A 15,829-nucleotide genomic window follows, 5' to 3' on the forward strand; every position below is an offset into this window, starting at 1 on the left:
GCGTTGCAGAGCAAGAAGAATGCCATACCTTCTTATCCCGGTCTCCGGACATTATGCCATGCACCGGGCAAAGGACGCACCGCGCTCGTGCGCGGCGCACCGTTTGAGGGCAAACTTCGATGGAAAACCGACGCGGATGGAACCTGACCGCAGCCCCATTGGAATGGTATGTTAATTGCTCATTGCTCTCAGCAAAGCGGCGGTAACCGAACCACAGCGAGGCAGCATGACCGGATTCAGCAGTTACCCCCGCGACATGATCGGCTACGGGCAACGGCCCCCCGCAGTCCACTGGCCGGGCGGTGCACGCATCGCTGTGCAGTTTGTCATCAACTACGAGGAGGGCGCTGAGAACAGCGTGCTCCACGGCGACCCCGCATCAGAAACCTTCCTGTCGGATATCACCAATGCTGTGCCCTTCCCCGACCGCCACATGAGCATGGAGTCGCTGTACGAGTATGGCAGCCGGGCCGGCTTCTGGAGACTGCATCGCCTGTTCACCTCGCGCAGACTTCCGGTTACGGTATTCGGCGTCGCCATGGCGCTCGCCCGTAACCCGGACGCGGTGGCTGCCATGCGCGCGGCAGAGTGGGAGATCGCCTGTCACGGTCTGCGCTGGATCAGCTACCAGGAAATGCCGGCGGCCGTCGAGCGCATACATATGGAAGAAGCGATCGCGCGCCATACCGAGATCGCCGGCGCGCCGCCGCAGGGCTGGTATACCGGGCGCGACAGTCCGAACACGCGTCGCCTGCTGCGGGAGACAGGCGGCTTTCTTTACGACTCGGATTCCTATGCCGACGACCTGCCCTACTGGATTGACGATGGCGAATCGCCTCATCTGGTGATTCCCTACACGCTCGATTGCAACGACATGCGTTTTGTCACCGCCCAGGGATTCAACTGCGGCGACGATTTCTACCGCTATCTGCGCGATGCCTTCGATGTGCTTTACGCCGAAGGCAGCGATCTGCCAAAAATGATGACTGTCGGGCTGCACTGCCGCATTGTCGGCCGTCCGGGACGTTTCCTGGCGCTGCAGCGTTTTCTTGACCATATCACCGGACACGACCGGGTCTGGGTATGCCGACGCAGCGATATCGCCCGCCACTGGCACACGCACTTTCATCCTCGCCACAGGAGCTGACCCATGTTTCAACTGACCGCCCAGGGCGCCGCGGATTGTCTTCTCACAGCCGTTATTGCAGGTGCCGTTGCCGTGACGCCCACCCCGGCAAAGGCCCGGGAAGACGCAGCGACCGCACCTACCGCCGAACAGGTTGTCGAGCAGCTCGGACTTGAAGCCCATATCGAAGGCGGGTTCTTCAAACGGACCTATGCCGCAGACAGGCATCCGACGGTTGCCACGGCCCAGGGTGAGCGCCTGCTCATGAGTTCCATTTTCTACCTGCTGACCGGGCAGTCGCCCGTTGGCCACTTCCACCGTAACCGCTCGGATATCGTGCACTACTTCCATCTCGGCGATCCGGTCACCTATTACCTGCTGCAGCCGGACGGGTCGCTGCGGACGGTCGTCATGGGCGGCGATCTGATGGCGGGCCAGCAGCTACAGCTCACCGTCCCCGGTGGCGTGTGGAAAGCATCGCGCCTCTTGGAGGGCCCTCACGGCTATGGACTCATCAGCGAAGCGGTCTCGCCAGGCTTTGACTACGCCGACATGATGCTCGCCGAGCGCCGCGACCTGCAGGCGCAATACCCCGAACACCGGGACCTGATCCGGGAACTGACCCGCGCCAGGGATAGCGTCGGTGGAACACACGCCCAATAATGCCGGCGTCGACAGCGGCAGCCTGGCATGGAAAGTGCTAACCCAATTCTGAGTCAGCGCAAAGCACCCTGGGGGGGGTCGCATATCAAAAGGGGGAGAGTCGGGTCCATTCGCCCTCTACGGAGGGCTTTTTTTCAGGCTGACCCAGCGCCTGACCGACAAAATTACCCAAGGCGATCGTTGACGACCGCAACCGGGCTAAGCACCATTCCGGTGCGTTCCGCGCCGTCATGGGACATACCGTTGAAGCATGGCGAACACAGTGTGGCAAACCAGCGGCTGCCAGTATCTGCTGACGGTCGACAAAACAGCATCTTTGAGGAGCAAGCATGAACATACCCGTCAAACGGCTTCCATTGGCGGTAGCCATCACTGCGGTCCTGGCGTCCACCCAGCCACTTCTTGCCCAAGAGCAGGCCGGGGCGAATGCACTGGAGGAGATCATTGTCACCGGCTCCCTGCGCAGCCTGCCCGGGGAGGACGTCGACGTTTTCGGCTTCGGCAAATCGCTGCTGGAAACGCCGCGCTCCGTGTCGACGATCAGCGCCGATCAGATGGAACGCTTCAATATCAACGATATCGACGAACTGGTCGCCTTTTCACCGGGCACATTTACCCAGTCCTTCTTCGGTGTCGCGGGCTCACTGGACATTCGCGGCACACCCGGCGAAACCTACTTTCGCGGAATACGTCGCGTGGATAACCCCGGCAACTACGCCACGCCCATCGCGGCCGCGGACCGCGTCGACATCGTTCGTGGCCCGGCCTCTCCCATTTACGGCCCCTCCAAGATCGGCGGCTACCTCAACTTCAATCCGAAGTCAGCCAGAGCAGGCTCCGGGGATTACCTCGAGGAAACCACTGGCGGCGTCTCCTACACCACCGGCAAATGGGACCGCAACGTCATCAGCGCCGATGTCGGCGGCCCCCTCTCGGATCGTGCCGGCTACTACCTGTACGGCGAATTCGAGGATTCCGACAGTTTCTATGACAACACGGACATCGAGCAGACCATTCTGCAGGCGGCCTTCGATGTCGATATCAATGACAGCCTGCACATCCAGTTCGGCGCCATGTACCACGATTTCCTGAGCAATCAGGTGGCGGGCTGGAACCGGCTGACGCAGGACCTGATCGACAACGGTACCTATGTCACGGGCACGGCACAGCCACTGGACACTGACGGGGACGGCAAGATTTCCCACGAGGAATACCTGGCAACTTCAGCGGCGGGCTCCGACGGCCAGACAATCTCCCAGTTCATCCCCTTCCCGTTTCTTGTCGACCAGGCCAACCTGAACCCGCTGAGCGCACTCGAGAACCCGGGCACCACGACACTGAGCCGCAGCAACGTTCTGGCAGACCCGAACGATGAGCTGGATAACAAGACCCTGACTCTATATTTTGACGCCATCTACCAGGCCGAGAATGGTCTGCAGGTCAAGAACCAGCTGTTCTATGAAACCCTCGAGAACAACAACGAGAACGCCTACGGGTTTTCCCAGAACGGTGAGACCTGGGTGTTCGAAGAGAAGCTGGTTTTCGCCTATGAACTGAACTCCGGGGGCATCACGTCCAACCTGCAGTTCTCGCCCTCGTTCCGCTATACGGATTTCGAGCGGGGCAATGACTTCGAGAATGAGTTTTTCGACCGTCGGGACCTGAGCCAGTCCGCCGCCGAGCGGGATCCGTCGCTGGACACCCGCCTGCTGTCCACCCAGATCGACAACAACTGGAGTGACTACCGCTTTGGCGACTACAGCATGTGGGGCCTGGCCTTCCTGGGTGACTTTGTCTGGGATAATGGTCTCAACATCACCCTGGGTCTGCGGCAGGACTGGGTTGACATGGAAACCAGCGAGGACCTCAACCGCCTGCTGTTCCCGGATCCGGCCCTGGTCGCCGGCAGCCCCGACGGGATTGTCACTTATCGGGACAGCGACGAAATCTTTTCCTGGACCGTCAGTGTCAGCTGGGACACGCCGATGGGGCTGATTCCCTATGCCACCATCTCGGAGCAATCCACAGTGATCGCCGACCAGATGGGGGACATCCCCGAGACCCTGGTGCAGACGGGCAATGCGACAGACACCTCGGAACTCATCGAGGTCGGTGTCAAGGGCAGCTATCTGGAGGACTCGCTGTATTTCGCGCTCAGCTATTATGAGCAGGAGCGAACGGACTTCAGCGCCCAGTCCATCGTGACCAACGCCTCGACCGAGGCCAAAGGCTATGAAGCAGAGCTGCGCTGGGTCATTACGCCGAGGCTGGTGGTAACTGCCGCCTGGACCAATCTGGAAATCACCATGGTCTCTGCAGTCGAGAACGGCAACCTGTTCAGCTTCTTTGGCGCCGACGACATCCCGCAGGTTGACCCCACGCAGATCTACGGCGGACAGGTTATCGGACTGATTCCCGCCGGCGATGGTCTCAAGCAGGGCATCCCGGAAAACATCTTCTCGGCAACCGCCACCTACGACTTCGACAACGGATTCGCGGTGAACGCTAGCGTGATCGATGTTGACTCAACCTTCTCGGGCTTTTCACGCTCGGTCGAACTGCCTGCCTATACGCTGGTCAACGCCGGCGTGACGTGGGCGTCGGACGACTGGAAGGTCAGCCTGAGCGGCAAGAATCTCACAGACGAGGAGTACTTCCGCTCCAACTTCCCGAACCTCTTCGGCGGCCAGATCGTTCTGCCCGAACTGCCACGCCACTGGGTTGCCAAGGTGGATTACCGCTTCTAGCGGACCAACCTGTGCACCCCGCGACCGGTCGGTAACGCGGCCGGTCAGAATCGCTTTCCAGCCCTCTCCGGAGGGCTTTTTTTCGCCGGTGCGCCAGTCACGCGTGGCATACTTGGCCAGCCCCTCAAGGCCCGGACAGAAGAACCACAGGGAAAAAACCGCATGAAGGTGTCTCTCGAACGCGTCTTTCAACTCAGCGCCAACGGCACAACCGTGCGTCGCGAACTGATGGCGGGACTCACCACGTTTCTCGCCATGGCCTATATCACCGTTGTTAACCCCAACATTCTCTCCGAGGCGGGGATGGACTTCGGCGCCGTGTTTGTCGCTACCTGCCTCGCCGCCGCACTGGGGACGCTGGTCATGGGGCTATATGCCAATTACCCGGTAGGTCAGGCACCGGGCATGGGGCAGAACGCCTTTTTCACCTACAGCATTGTGCTGGGTCTCGGGGTCGCCTGGCAGACGGCGCTCGGGGCAGTCTTTATCTCTGGCGTGATCTTCATCGGGCTAAGCGTTCTGCCGATCCGCGAGTGGCTCATCAACGCCATACCGCATTCCCTGAAGCTCGGAATCTCTGCGGGCATCGGTCTGTTCCTAGGCATCATCGCCCTGTCCGGCAGCGGCATCGTGGTGGCTAACCCGGCTACCCTCGTCAGCCTCGGCGACCTCACCAGCCCCGACGCCCTGCTGCTGCTCGCCGGCTTTTTCCTCATTGCCGCGCTGTCCGCACGCCGCGTGATGGGAGCCGTTGTGGTCGGCATGCTGCTGGTTACCGTCATCGGCTGGCTGACCGGCAGCGCGGAGTTCCGCGGCGTGGCCTCCGCACCACCCAGCATGAGCACCCTGCTGCAGCTCGATATCGCCGGTGCCTTCAACGTCTCCATGATTACCGTGATTCTCACGCTGCTGCTGGTGGATGTCTTCGACACCGCCGGCACGCTGGTGGGCGTGGCCAGCCGTGCCGGTATGCTCGACGAGCGCGGCAGGCTGCCGCGCCTGCGTCGCGCGCTACTCGCGGATTCCGGCGCGACAACGGCGGGGGCGCTGCTCGGGACCTCCTCAACCACCAGCTTTATCGAAAGCGCCGCCGGTGTGGAGGCCGGTGGCCGCACCGGCCTGACGGCAGTCACCACCGCGATCCTGTTCCTCGCCTGCCTGTTCGTTGCGCCGCTGGCCCAGAGCGTGCCGGCCTTCGCCACCGGCGCCGCCCTGCTTTTCGTCGCCTGTATCATGGCCCGCGCACTGGAACATCTGGCCTGGGACGACATCACCGAGTCCGCACCGGCCATTGTCACGGCGCTGGCCGTGCCGCTGACCTACTCCATCGCCGATGGCATCGGCCTCGGTTTCATCACCTATGCGGCCATCAAGCTGCTGTCCGGCAGGCCGGGGCAGTGTCCCTCCGCCGTTTATGCGGTAGCGCTGGTGTTTATGCTAAAGTTCGGCTTTCTCGCCTAGGCAGACGACGACCTCCGATGGACAAGGTTTACATTACCGCCAATGAACTGCTGATCGACTCGTTTCGCCTCGCAGAAAAAATACACCAGAGTGGCTACCGGCCGGATTTCATCATCGGCGTCTGGCGCGGCGGCGCACCTGTGGGCATCGCCATCCAGGAATACCTCGAGTATGTCGGCATCTCTACCGACCATATCGCCATCCGCACCTCGTCCTACTACGGTATCAACAAGCAGAACAAGACGGTACGCGTGCACGGGCTCGACTACATCATCGACAACATCAACGCCGAGGACGACGTACTGCTGGTGGACGACGTGTTCGACTCGGGGCGCAGTATCAGCGCCATCTTCGACAAGCTGCGCAGCAAGACACGGCGCAACATGCCGCAGAACATGAAGGTGGCAACGCCCTGGTACAAGCCGTCCAAGAACGTCACCGATATCACGCCCGATTTCTACGTCCATGAGACGGATGCCTGGCTGGTATTTCCGCACGAGCTCGTTGGCCTGACCGCCGCGGAGATCGCCGAGAACAAGCCGGGGATTGCCGACACCCTCGCAGAGCGCATTCGCGACCTGCCGTAGGCCACTGACGTGAGCGCCAGCGGCATCAGCACCGCCCTTCTCGCAGCCACGCTGCTCGCAGCGCCGGTATCGACGACGGTTGCTCAAGCGGACGCGGCGGGTCGCGTTACCGCGTGGTCATCAGCCAACGCACAGGTGATTGATCAGGCGGAGCTGCGCCAGGCCATTACCCGCGCCGATTACCTGATCATCGGAGAAATCCACGACAACCCGCATCACCATCAGCTGCAGGCGGATCTGCTGGGGCACTTTGCCGACAGCCAGGACGCTGCCATCAGCGTCGGCTACGAACAGCTCAGCGTGGACCAGCAGCCACTGCTGGACGCCTTTCATGAGCAGGCGACGGCAACGGCGGACAGTTTCGGCGAGGCGGTAGCGTGGTCGCAAAGCGGATGGCCGGACTACAACATCTACCAGCCGCTGTTTGCCGCGACCCTGGAACGCGGACTGCCGATCATCCCACTGATGTTCCCGCTCACCACCACGCGCGACATTGTCAGTAACGGGATTGAGGTGGCGCTGGCGGAGGATGCAATGGCACAGCTGCGTCCGGACACCTTGCTCAGCGCCGACGCGCGTGCGTCAGTGGAAGCGGAAATGCAGGACGCTCACTGTGGAAAGCTGCCTGACGCCATGCTACCGGCCATGGTCGACGTGCAGATTGCGCGGGATGCCTTCATGGCCTACCGCATCGTGCAGGCCGCCGAGCGCGCCGTGATCATTACCGGCAATGGCCACGCGCGACGGGACCGCGGCATTCCGCAGTTCATCCAGCGCCTGCGACCCGACGCAGCCATCGTGGTCGTTCATCTGCTGGAGGTGGCCGAGGGCGACCGCGTCGCTGAACAGGCGGTCGAGCGCGCAGGCACTGACATTACCGATTATGCGGTGTTTACTCCCGAGCATCCGCGAAGCGATCCCTGCCTGGCCTTCCAGTGAGCGTCACCACCGCCGACGGCGGCTGCGCTGGCATACTGCTGCTGGCGGCAGGTCGCGGTCAGCGTTTTGGCAGCGACAAGCGGCTCGCCAGACTCCCGGCCAGCGGCACCACCCTGCTAAAAACCACATTGGCCCATGCCCGGGCGAGTGGCATGCCCGTTCACGTCTGTCTGCGGACGGAGGATCATGCGCTCGCCGACGCGCTATCTCAGGATGCGGTGAGCACCCGGGTGTGTCAGCGTGCACACGAGGGCATGGGCGCAACCCTCGCCGAGGCCGTAGCCGGCACTGAAGGGTGGGACGCGGCGCTTGTCGCGCTCGCGGACATGCCATGGGTCACCGCCACAACCTACCGGGCACTGGCAGAGGCCTGTCGCCGCGAAGCGATCACCGTTCCGCGCTATCGTGGCCGTCGCGGCAATCCGGTATGTTTCGGTGCCGGGTGGTTCCGCGCGCTGCTGCAGTGTGGCGGCGATTCCGGCGCGCGGGACCTGTTGCTGGCAAACCCCCGCGCCATCCTCGAGCTGGACGTGGACGACGCGGGCATCCTGAGAGATGTCGACCGCCCCGCCGACCTCGAGGCTATGCGCTGAGCGCCTCGGGTTCCTGTAGATGACAAAACAAGTTGGTAAAAAGTTTTCATCCAATGCTGAGGTTCACGGCCGACCGGCCCACAAACAAGTTGGTAAAAGCGAGGGGCTTTTACCGCACCAGCTGTAACTTGAGTGAAAAACTAGTTGGTAATTAAGAAAAGTCAATCCTGAGTACATGGCCAGCGTTGGCATGTCTCAAGGAAATGTCTTAAGAAACATATAGATAGAGCTCACTGCGATAGCTGTGGTCGTCTGACGCCCGTTATTGACATCAACTGAAAATTCCGCGCTCCAGAGCGACAATAAGGTCCTCCACACGACGAGCCCCAGTTTCAGTCACGGCGGTTTCCAGCGGAGTGGAAGTTCCTAACGCGTATACCGATGAAGAAAGCCAGGTGCGGGCGTCTTCCTCGCTGCCACTCATCAGGTTGGTGGCAAGACTTAGCAGGTGAGCGTAGCGAACCACCCGATCGGATTCACGCGTAGACAACAGTTGGTCGCGTTTGAACCACCGACGGACAGTGGAGTCAGACATGCCCAGAAAGCGCTTAAAGAAATCCTTCGGCTCAATGCCTAGGTGCTTGGCCAGGTTTTCGCCAGCAGAGAGCGGTAAGCCTATCTTGACCAGCTTCTCCAGATTGAATACCTCCCCTTTCTTAAAGCGCAACCAAGCACGCGACTATAAATGCCCAATGGGGTATCCGGATCGCTGATAATACTTTCGTCGGACAGGGCATCCAAGAATACGGACCGGCGCTCCTCCTCGGTGCGGCTCAACTGAGATTGAGGATTGGTGCCCATTAGCTCGATCCCTTTCGAGTTGTCAGTTGATAAGACCACTTGCAAACTAATGTAATGGAATGCGAGCTGGTTTATTGAGGTATCTTCTGCGACTGGGCGATGATAGCGCGAAGGTGTGCATGACAGTCAATGTGCCAAGTCTTGCTCTAATATAATGGCAGCTATCGGCCAGATGGCGTCAGTTGTCGTCCCGTGCTTGACTCTGGGTCATGCCTAATCTCACTGCAACAATTACAAGCCCAACCATGGCGATACCGAAGACTGCCAGGGCGGCGACTGATTCATCCAGTGCCAACAGTATCCCACCCGCGGCGTTGAGCATCATCAGCACGATGAGGCCTAACTGGTAGCTATTCATTTGCCCTCCTGCACCTTTAGAAAAACTCGGGAAAGCGGCGACCACCTTGGGATACTCAAAACCTTGGTGTCAATGCGCTAAGCAAAGCCTGATTTTACTTGGGAAAATTAGATCTACTGAGTTTTCCGTGCACTAAGCTGCGCGGCAAAGTGTGCCGCGTTCTTAAGGTATCCTGACCACGGGCCTGCGCATGGCCGCTGCCGAAGAGCGGTCGTTCAAGCTCCGAGCACTTATAGGCAGCAGTCGGCCAAGAACGGACATACGGGATTTCGGTGAACTAGCTGGCGCCTATTCGGCAGGTGGCATAGGACACGACAGAGGTCTTGAGCTCCTCGATACGCCAGCGTCGCTCGCGTGGCGGTAGTGGGTAGCACCTGTCAACGGTTGAGCATACGATTTCTACGATGTGGCGTGACGTCCTGAGCAACACCTTAGGGTCTGCTGTGTCCCAGTGTGCCTGAAGCAGGTCGGCAACCAGCCTCGTTGAGTTCGCTAGCGAGGTTTCCTCGGCGTCTCTGAGCTCTGGCCACACGCGCATGGCACCCCGAAGTGCAACGATGCCGCGCTGCTCTTTTGCAGCGTCCCAGTATGCATCGATGAGCGTGTTGAAGAATTCCTCGATTGTCGCGCTCGCCGCGATGCTGGTCGATGCGTTCTCAATCCAGAGCTGCTCCGCCTCCACGAAACGGGCGGCTAGGGCGATGACGGCCGCCTCCTTGTTATCGAAGTGACGATACACCGTAGGGGGAGTCACGCCCGCCGCAGCGGCCAACGCATTCGTGTTCAGGTGTCGCAGGCCCTTGGACTCGAGGAGTTCGGCCGCCGCATCGAGAATTCGTTCGCGAACGCTCGGTCTCTCGCTCATTACACACACTTAGTTTAAAAATTAAGCTTGCACTTTAAGTAGTATTTGCTAGATTAGCAAAGTAGCAATTGCTACTTTATTGTTGACGTGAAGAACCGATATGTCTGTAAACGCAATTTCTGTATTCATGAACTACTTCGATGCCTTTGAGCGAGCGGTGGTCGATGGGCGCTGGCAGGAGGTCGAGGAGATGCTCACTGAGCAGGTGACCTACAAGGTGGAAGGGGTGCCATTCGCATGTGAAATTGACGGAAGGGCAGCGGTTATGGATGCTTTTCGCAAGTCGACACGCGCCTTTGATGCCACTATGGATTTCCGACTGCTGGAGATCCTGTCTATAGTGCGTCTTGCTGACAACCACATTCGCGTTGAGCTGCTAAGCGGGTATGGCCGCGACAAAGTGGGCTCCATGACAGCGCCTGTCGCCATTGAAGTAAAAACAAATGGGAGTCGCGTGAGCAGCCTGCGGGACACCTACGATCCCACTCTCTCAATGCCGGCGCTGAGTTGGTTGGCAGCTAACCTTGGTGACGCCGACCCTAGCTACGTCTAAATGCGCTTCAAGGGCCGGTTTGGGTCGGAAGCGGACATTTGTCAAAGTAACGCCCCCGAACAATTGATCCTTTAATTTCCACAGACCAAACGGGGCCATTCGGCCTACGCCGCGCGATAGACGGCACCCTAGCTGTAGCCTGTCGCCATGCCCTGGCGTGAAATGCTTGAAATAAAGCCCACCAGCAGGTGCAGTAGATCGCGATAGCACAAAGGGAACAATGGGTGCCTCTGGCGAGCTCGGGACGTAGCTACCGCCGCAGATCAGCCGGTGAAGGAGAGGTTTCTGGTTTTGTAGAACGCTCTATTAGGCGGACCAATTTCTGAATCGATGGTGCTGCCTGTCTGAGGATGCGATCGAGGATAGATCTTCGACCGCTGTTGTTGAACTGGTTTCGAGGCAGAAGCCCGTTTGCAGGCGACATTTTTCAGGGCTTCAATAATAAGGGCGAACGAATCACTAGAATCTTGTGGAGTCTGAACGTATCCCGCGACGTCTTAGTCTTTTATGCGCTCAGAGCGTCATCGGCCTGGATTGCCCAGATATTTGATCGGAGACATGCCCATGTTCACAACAAATCCTTAAATTCTCTGGGTTACACTCCCGCCTGAACGCACTAGAACACGGCGAGCGACATAGTCATTGCAAAGAAGATGACCAGCAAGGTAATGATACCGATGGCGTAATTACGTCGTACATGTTCCTTGTCTTCCTCTGGCCTCGAGAAAGCAAAAAACGACGTGGGCAACAATATGACGTTGGCAATGATCACAAACAGCATGAACGCGGCGGTGGGAAATAGGTCGGATATTGCTATCCCATCCCCGGTTGCGCCTCGCGCGAGCCAGGGTAGTCCGAGGGCCAGGTCGATGGAAATTACGATGCCTATGAACGCTTTGGCGGCGTCCTCCGCGGTATCAATCACTGCGGCGACCAGACTGACCGCGGCTCGCGTCAGGGCAAAACCGTACTCGCGCCCGGCTATGAGGCCGAGAAAGACCCAGGTTGTGGACAACGGTATGTCAGAAACCTCCTTAAAGAAGAACAGTAAGGACGCGTAGAGAAAGTCGATGATGGACGCTGAGCGGATGTCTACCACGCTTGTCTTCGTGCGCAGAATGCGCTGCACCGGCCCGCCTGCATTGGCAAAGGTAAATGCGAGGAAAGCAAGAATAATCAGCACTCCGGCAACGCCCTGTGCTGCGGTCAGATTCCGCGGCAAAAAGACAAAAATATTGGCGAAATCCTGCACCAACCAGATTGACCAGAGATAGGCAGTGGTGACCCACTGGGTGATCACCCAATACAGGCCGCGGTTGACGCGGAATGCGAATAGCAGCGCGGTTATCTCGGCGGCCACCGCAAGGCCGACGCCCGTCACCAGGACCTGGGGGTCGTCAATCGTGCCAAAAAGGTAGTACTGCGCAAGAAAAAAGCCACCGCCCACCAGTCCAATCAGTCCAAACGGCACATGGGTTGATAGTTCGGAACCATCAAAATAACGCTCGAGGGTTCGGCTGATCAGCAGGTAAACACCAAGGCCAATGACAAACGCCAGCGCATAACCTGTTAATGATTTCTCTATCATGGAACCAAAGCCGCCGACGGTGGCGAAAATCGTCAACACCATGAACGTTGTCGACACCGGGATACCGAGGCGGGTCACGAGCAGTAGGACCAATGGCGGCAGTGTGTGGTACCACTCGACGGTGATCTCCGGATACTTACCGGCGTTGGACAGGCGACCAAAAGACGGGTCGCCATTGTTTATCACCCAGCCCGCAATAAAGGTGACGACGAGAACGCTGCCAGCGAAGGCAAACAGCACGGTCCAGTGCCGCTGTTGGTTGGAACTGATAAATGTACCGAGGGTTTGCAGCGCATCGTTTCCCACGACCGCATACGCGGCGAACGCGAATCCGATCAAAGCCCAGACGTCCAGGCCTAACATTCTTGAATTTCGCTCATGGGAAAATGGCTTTGTTCAAAGACAAGGGCCGGAGTCTAAGGACTCTAAATGACAAAATTGTTACTGTATGTCCGGAATCCGCCAGCCAGCGATTTCGGTTTTTTGGCATAGCCCCTATCAAGTGGCATTAAGCGATGGGCAGCAGGCGGTGCAATTTCTATGACTGCTTTCGGTTTTGGTCGAAATTTTTGCCAAAGGTCGACGGTTGACGTGCCATAACATCTGCCAGCTCTACTGGCTATCAACAGAACTAATCGGTGTGAAAGTCGGTCACGACGTCGACACAGCTAGGCGACGCCTCGAGCATCCGAGCTGAAAGGCTCGCTTATAAGCTCATCGGAGGGCGTGCGTCTCTCGGCTCGCTCCGAGGCCCAAAAAATCCCCTGCACCTGACTCACCCCCCGCTGACGGGCGCGAATAGCGAGGTGCCGAGCAAGATCCTCGCCATAGTTGTTAACCGAATAACTCACAGATTCATGCTGCCCGCTTTCGGTTGGCCAGTGTGCCTCCCAGTACCAATGCTCCTTCTCTCGGCCGTCCGCGAGGCGATACTTTTTTGCATATCGGTAAACACCAGTTATTCCTGTCTTATTGTTGCAACGACGGATACTGGCGAATTCCTTGCGAGTCAGGGGCGGGTATTGTTCCAGCAATTGATCCCTATATTTTCTTGCCGCAGCCAGAGCGCCCCGCTTCCCCCCATATTTTTTATCCGGGAAGTTCTTAACAAGCGCCTTGCCGCGACGCCGGAGACTTACGCGCCAGGCATGGGTGTAGTGAGTGTCATCATCAATACGTGAAATCCCGTACATAGCTGGGCTTCTACTGGTCATGGGGCTGCCTTCGATGCTCTTCAATTCGCGCGGAGATGTAACATCAACCAGAAAATCAAGATTCGCATCTATTGTTTACAGGCCAATGACACACTTGCGATATTTTTATGAACGTGTGCCCAGCGATGAAGTAGTGAACTAGCTGACGCCGCTCAGCACGGCTCTACGTCTAAGAGACGGCTGCTTGTTCATCATCGGCTTAAGCGCCAACAAGATGCGACCACTGCCCCGGGATGTAAAGAGTTCTGACAGTCGGCTATCGGCCCAGAGTGTGTAAAAACGCTCAATTGATTTACTGGTTAAAGTTTTAGGGCACCTCTCTCAGCTTTACACCCGATTCAGGCTATGAGCTATATAAACCGAGTGTGGATAGCCCGTGTGCTCTCATGGAGCATTCTGGAGTTCTTGTAAAAGCATGAGACCACCTGCTATTACGCTGCTAGGGCCTCCATCAAGGTGTCAGTGCCCATGATCTTCATAAGGGTTCTACCAGCTGTCATTAAAACGACACAACGGTGTTACATCATCTTTGGAGATGCCAACGGCGATCTCGCGATGCAGTCGATCAACGCCCGCCCCACCATAAGCTACGTACAACCAGGCGAGCGATCAGCACGCGCTCGGGCTATCGACATGATCGAGCGGATAAGTGGTCGGCTTGCGGTTGAATCCATTTACCACCGCCTCAAGGGCGAGGATTTCAATCCGTCCACATTTTTTGCACGGGCGCTGGAGCTCGCGGACATTAAGTATCAGCTGCACGGAGTATGCCCAACGGCGCTGCCCAAGTCAGGACCACTCGTGTTGATCGCGAACCACCCATTTGGCGTGGTCGACGGCCTGATGCTCTGTGACATCGCCAGCCGAATGCGCGGCGACTTCCGCATTCTGATAAACGCGCTGCTGTGTCGCGATGCGGATCTGGACCGGTTCTTTCTGCCCGTCGACTTCAGAGATAACCGCGAGGCGAAGCAGATCAACATCCAGACCAAGCAGACCGCACTTAAGACACTCGCCGGCGGCGGTGTCATCCTCGTGTTTCCCAGCGGCGGTATCTCCACCCGTCAGCACGGCGGCTTTGGTGCCCTTGCGGATTTTCCCTGGACTACGTTTACAGCGAAGCTGATCGCAAAGTCGCAAGCAACTGTGATGCCGCTGTTTTTTCATGGCACAAACAGCCGTCTGTTCCACATTGTCAGCGGCGTGAGTGATTCGCTACGCGCATCTTTGTTGCTGCACGAAGTCCGCAACAAGATGGGCGGTCGCTTTGACGTGACGCTTGGCGCACCGGTTACCTATGAGAGTATCGCGCACCTCGACCGCCGCAACCTCACCGAGCACCTACACGCCCTCACCTGGAGCCTTGCCGAAGGGCATTAAGCGACCCGACATCAGAAAGTTAGCGCACGCTGATGAGGTGACGCAGATGGGGTTCGACACTTTAGATTTCCTCGCATGGATAGTGGCCCTTGTGCCTACACTGCGTGTCGACGTTACCGAAGATTACGAGGTTCCAGAGGTCTAGTTTGAATGACTAGGACTGGCCGATTCCAGCCGGTCACCGCGAGCGCCTGCCGCCCCCAGAATACACAATGTGATTCCTTTCACGCACAGGAGGAATCGAAGGATGTTCTATTTCGTTGACGACACGGCAACCCGAGACCCTTGGAACAAGGGCAAGCTGATAGACCAGAAAAAGCCCTTGAAGATGAAGGAGGTCTGGACAATCCGCATCCGCCTCCAGATAGCCGACGATGTGCGCGGTCTGGCCCTGTTTAATCTCGCCATCGACAGTAAGCTGCGGGCCTGCGACTTGGTTAAGCCCAAGGTCGCTGATGTGACGCATGGCATCCATGCGATGTCCCGAGCCACCGTCATGCAGCAAAAGACGCACCAGCGGGTCCAATTCGAGATTACAAAAACACCCGTGTCTCGGTGGCCCACTCGATTGAACAGGCGCAGCTCCGATCCGCAGACTACCTGTTTCCGAGCCGGATACGAAGTTCGTTACACGTTTTTACGCGGCAGTACGACTGGCAGACTCAGGCTACGCGGCAGTAGTTTACGTCTTCTCTTCTGTGGCTCGCGTTCAGATGGAACCCCAATGGAGAAAAGCCGATCGAGCAGCTTGTCTGAGAGTAAAGTGAACAGGAAAAGGCCTGCGAAGAAAATCGACATGGCTATGGCCACCAGCCAGAGTCCGTCTAGAAACAGTTGCACAAGGCTGTAGGACGTTGATTGAAGTGGTCCAATGGATGTGACCAACCCAGTTAAGGATAATATCCTGAACTGGAGGCGGTACAACATGAACACGAGAAAGAAGTATTCGAAGGA

Annotated in this window: 15 protein-coding genes; 9 read left to right on the forward strand and 6 right to left on the reverse strand. The window is 58.2% G+C overall.

Annotated features, from left to right (window positions below; all coding sequences use genetic code 11):
• Positions 1–226: 226 nt before the first annotated feature.
• From puuE to EV688_RS02145, 7 genes are all read left to right on the forward strand, one after another.
• Positions 227–1,147 (forward strand): allantoinase PuuE, encoded by a 921-nt coding sequence (gene puuE, locus EV688_RS02115; protein ID WP_240624313.1) that lies wholly within the window; start codon positions 227–229, stop codon positions 1,145–1,147.
• 3 nt (positions 1,148–1,150) lie between these two features.
• Positions 1,151–1,789: a cupin domain-containing protein gene (locus EV688_RS02120; RefSeq protein ID WP_117316855.1), complete on the forward strand. Its 639-nt coding sequence runs from the start codon at positions 1,151–1,153 to the stop codon at positions 1,787–1,789.
• Positions 1,790–2,118: 329 nt separating this feature from the next.
• The gene (locus tag EV688_RS02125; protein ID WP_117316857.1) at positions 2,119–4,536 is read left to right on the forward strand and encodes a TonB-dependent siderophore receptor; all 2,418 of its coding nucleotides are present in this window, start codon (positions 2,119–2,121) and stop codon (positions 4,534–4,536) included.
• A 162-nt stretch (positions 4,537–4,698) separates the two neighbouring features.
• Positions 4,699–5,997, forward strand: a complete 1,299-nt coding sequence (locus tag EV688_RS02130; RefSeq protein ID WP_117316858.1) for an NCS2 family permease — start codon at positions 4,699–4,701, stop codon at positions 5,995–5,997.
• Between the two features lie 17 nt (positions 5,998–6,014).
• Positions 6,015–6,584: a phosphoribosyltransferase gene (locus EV688_RS02135; RefSeq protein ID WP_117316860.1), complete on the forward strand. Its 570-nt coding sequence runs from the start codon at positions 6,015–6,017 to the stop codon at positions 6,582–6,584.
• Between the two features lie 9 nt (positions 6,585–6,593).
• A complete protein-coding gene (locus tag EV688_RS02140; protein ID WP_117316862.1) occupies positions 6,594–7,523 on the forward strand; it encodes a ChaN family lipoprotein in 930 nt (309 codons plus the stop codon).
• Entirely contained in the window at positions 7,520–8,116 is a 597-nt protein-coding gene (locus EV688_RS02145) for a nucleotidyltransferase family protein (RefSeq protein WP_162883868.1), read from the forward strand. The genes EV688_RS02140 and EV688_RS02145 overlap by 4 nt, the downstream gene beginning before the upstream one ends.
• 271 nt (positions 8,117–8,387) lie before the next feature.
• Here the strand turns inward: EV688_RS02145 and EV688_RS02150 are convergent, their stop codons facing one another.
• The 3 genes from EV688_RS02150 to EV688_RS02160 form a co-directional block, all read right to left on the reverse strand.
• On the reverse strand, positions 8,388–8,783 hold the full coding sequence (locus tag EV688_RS02150) for an antitoxin Xre/MbcA/ParS toxin-binding domain-containing protein (RefSeq protein ID WP_117316867.1): 396 nt from the start codon (positions 8,781–8,783) through the stop codon (positions 8,388–8,390).
• 312 nt (positions 8,784–9,095) lie between these two features.
• Complete coding sequence (locus EV688_RS02155) at positions 9,096–9,275, reverse strand: hypothetical protein (RefSeq protein WP_117316869.1); 180 nt, start codon at positions 9,273–9,275, stop codon at positions 9,096–9,098.
• Positions 9,276–9,552: 277 nt separating this feature from the next.
• Positions 9,553–10,140 carry a TetR/AcrR family transcriptional regulator gene (locus EV688_RS02160; protein ID WP_117316871.1) on the reverse strand — a complete coding sequence of 196 codons (588 nt, stop codon included), beginning with the start codon at positions 10,138–10,140 and terminating at the stop codon, positions 9,553–9,555.
• Positions 10,141–10,267: 127 nt separating this feature from the next.
• Here EV688_RS02160 and EV688_RS02165 point away from each other — a divergent pair, with 127 nt between their 5' ends.
• Positions 10,268–10,693, forward strand: a complete 426-nt coding sequence (locus tag EV688_RS02165) for a nuclear transport factor 2-like protein (RefSeq protein ID WP_131917531.1) — start codon at positions 10,268–10,270, stop codon at positions 10,691–10,693.
• A gap of 616 nt (positions 10,694–11,309) precedes the next feature.
• Here the strand turns inward: EV688_RS02165 and EV688_RS02170 are convergent.
• Positions 11,310–12,644, reverse strand: a complete 1,335-nt coding sequence (locus EV688_RS02170; protein WP_205686582.1) for a hypothetical protein — start codon at positions 12,642–12,644, stop codon at positions 11,310–11,312.
• Between the two features lie 1,319 nt (positions 12,645–13,963).
• Here EV688_RS02170 and EV688_RS02180 point away from each other — a divergent pair.
• A complete protein-coding gene (locus EV688_RS02180) occupies positions 13,964–14,875 on the forward strand; it encodes a lysophospholipid acyltransferase family protein (RefSeq protein WP_117316877.1) in 912 nt (303 codons plus the stop codon).
• A 178-nt stretch (positions 14,876–15,053) separates the two neighbouring features.
• Here the strand turns inward: EV688_RS02180 and EV688_RS17350 are convergent, their stop codons facing one another.
• Together EV688_RS17350 and EV688_RS17525 are read right to left on the reverse strand one after the other, a co-directional pair.
• Positions 15,054–15,350, reverse strand: coding sequence for a hypothetical protein (locus EV688_RS17350; RefSeq protein WP_162883869.1), 297 nt, complete (start codon positions 15,348–15,350; stop codon positions 15,054–15,056).
• 152 nt (positions 15,351–15,502) lie between these two features.
• On the reverse strand, positions 15,503–15,829 hold a 327-nt coding region (locus tag EV688_RS17525), incomplete at its 5' end, for a hypothetical protein (RefSeq protein ID WP_207895401.1).

This window comes from Chromatocurvus halotolerans (assembly GCF_004340525.1).
GTDB lineage: Bacteria > Pseudomonadota > Gammaproteobacteria > Pseudomonadales > Halieaceae > Chromatocurvus > Chromatocurvus halotolerans.

What these genes read in the sequence shown, in the direction of transcription:
- puuE (WP_240624313.1), top strand. Translation starts at nt 227, where the DNA reads ATGACCGGATTCAGCAGTTACCCCCGCGACATGATCGGCTACGGGCAA.
- EV688_RS02120 (WP_117316855.1), top strand. Translation starts at nt 1,151, where the DNA reads ATGTTTCAACTGACCGCCCAGGGCGCCGCGGATTGTCTTCTCACAGCC.
- EV688_RS02125 (WP_117316857.1), top strand. Translation starts at nt 2,119, where the DNA reads ATGAACATACCCGTCAAACGGCTTCCATTGGCGGTAGCCATCACTGCG.
- EV688_RS02130 (WP_117316858.1), top strand. Translation starts at nt 4,699, where the DNA reads ATGAAGGTGTCTCTCGAACGCGTCTTTCAACTCAGCGCCAACGGCACA.
- EV688_RS02135 (WP_117316860.1), top strand. Translation starts at nt 6,015, where the DNA reads ATGGACAAGGTTTACATTACCGCCAATGAACTGCTGATCGACTCGTTT.
- EV688_RS02155 (WP_117316869.1), bottom strand. Translation starts at nt 9,275, where the DNA reads ATGAATAGCTACCAGTTAGGCCTCATCGTGCTGATGATGCTCAACGCC.
- EV688_RS02160 (WP_117316871.1), bottom strand. Translation starts at nt 10,140, where the DNA reads ATGAGCGAGAGACCGAGCGTTCGCGAACGAATTCTCGATGCGGCGGCC.
- EV688_RS02165 (WP_131917531.1), top strand. Translation starts at nt 10,268, where the DNA reads ATGAACTACTTCGATGCCTTTGAGCGAGCGGTGGTCGATGGGCGCTGG.
- EV688_RS02170 (WP_205686582.1), bottom strand. Translation starts at nt 12,644, where the DNA reads ATGTTAGGCCTGGACGTCTGGGCTTTGATCGGATTCGCGTTCGCCGCG.
- EV688_RS02180 (WP_117316877.1), top strand. Translation starts at nt 13,964, where the DNA reads ATGATCTTCATAAGGGTTCTACCAGCTGTCATTAAAACGACACAACGG.
- EV688_RS17350 (WP_162883869.1), bottom strand. Translation starts at nt 15,350, where the DNA reads ATGGATGCCATGCGTCACATCAGCGACCTTGGGCTTAACCAAGTCGCA.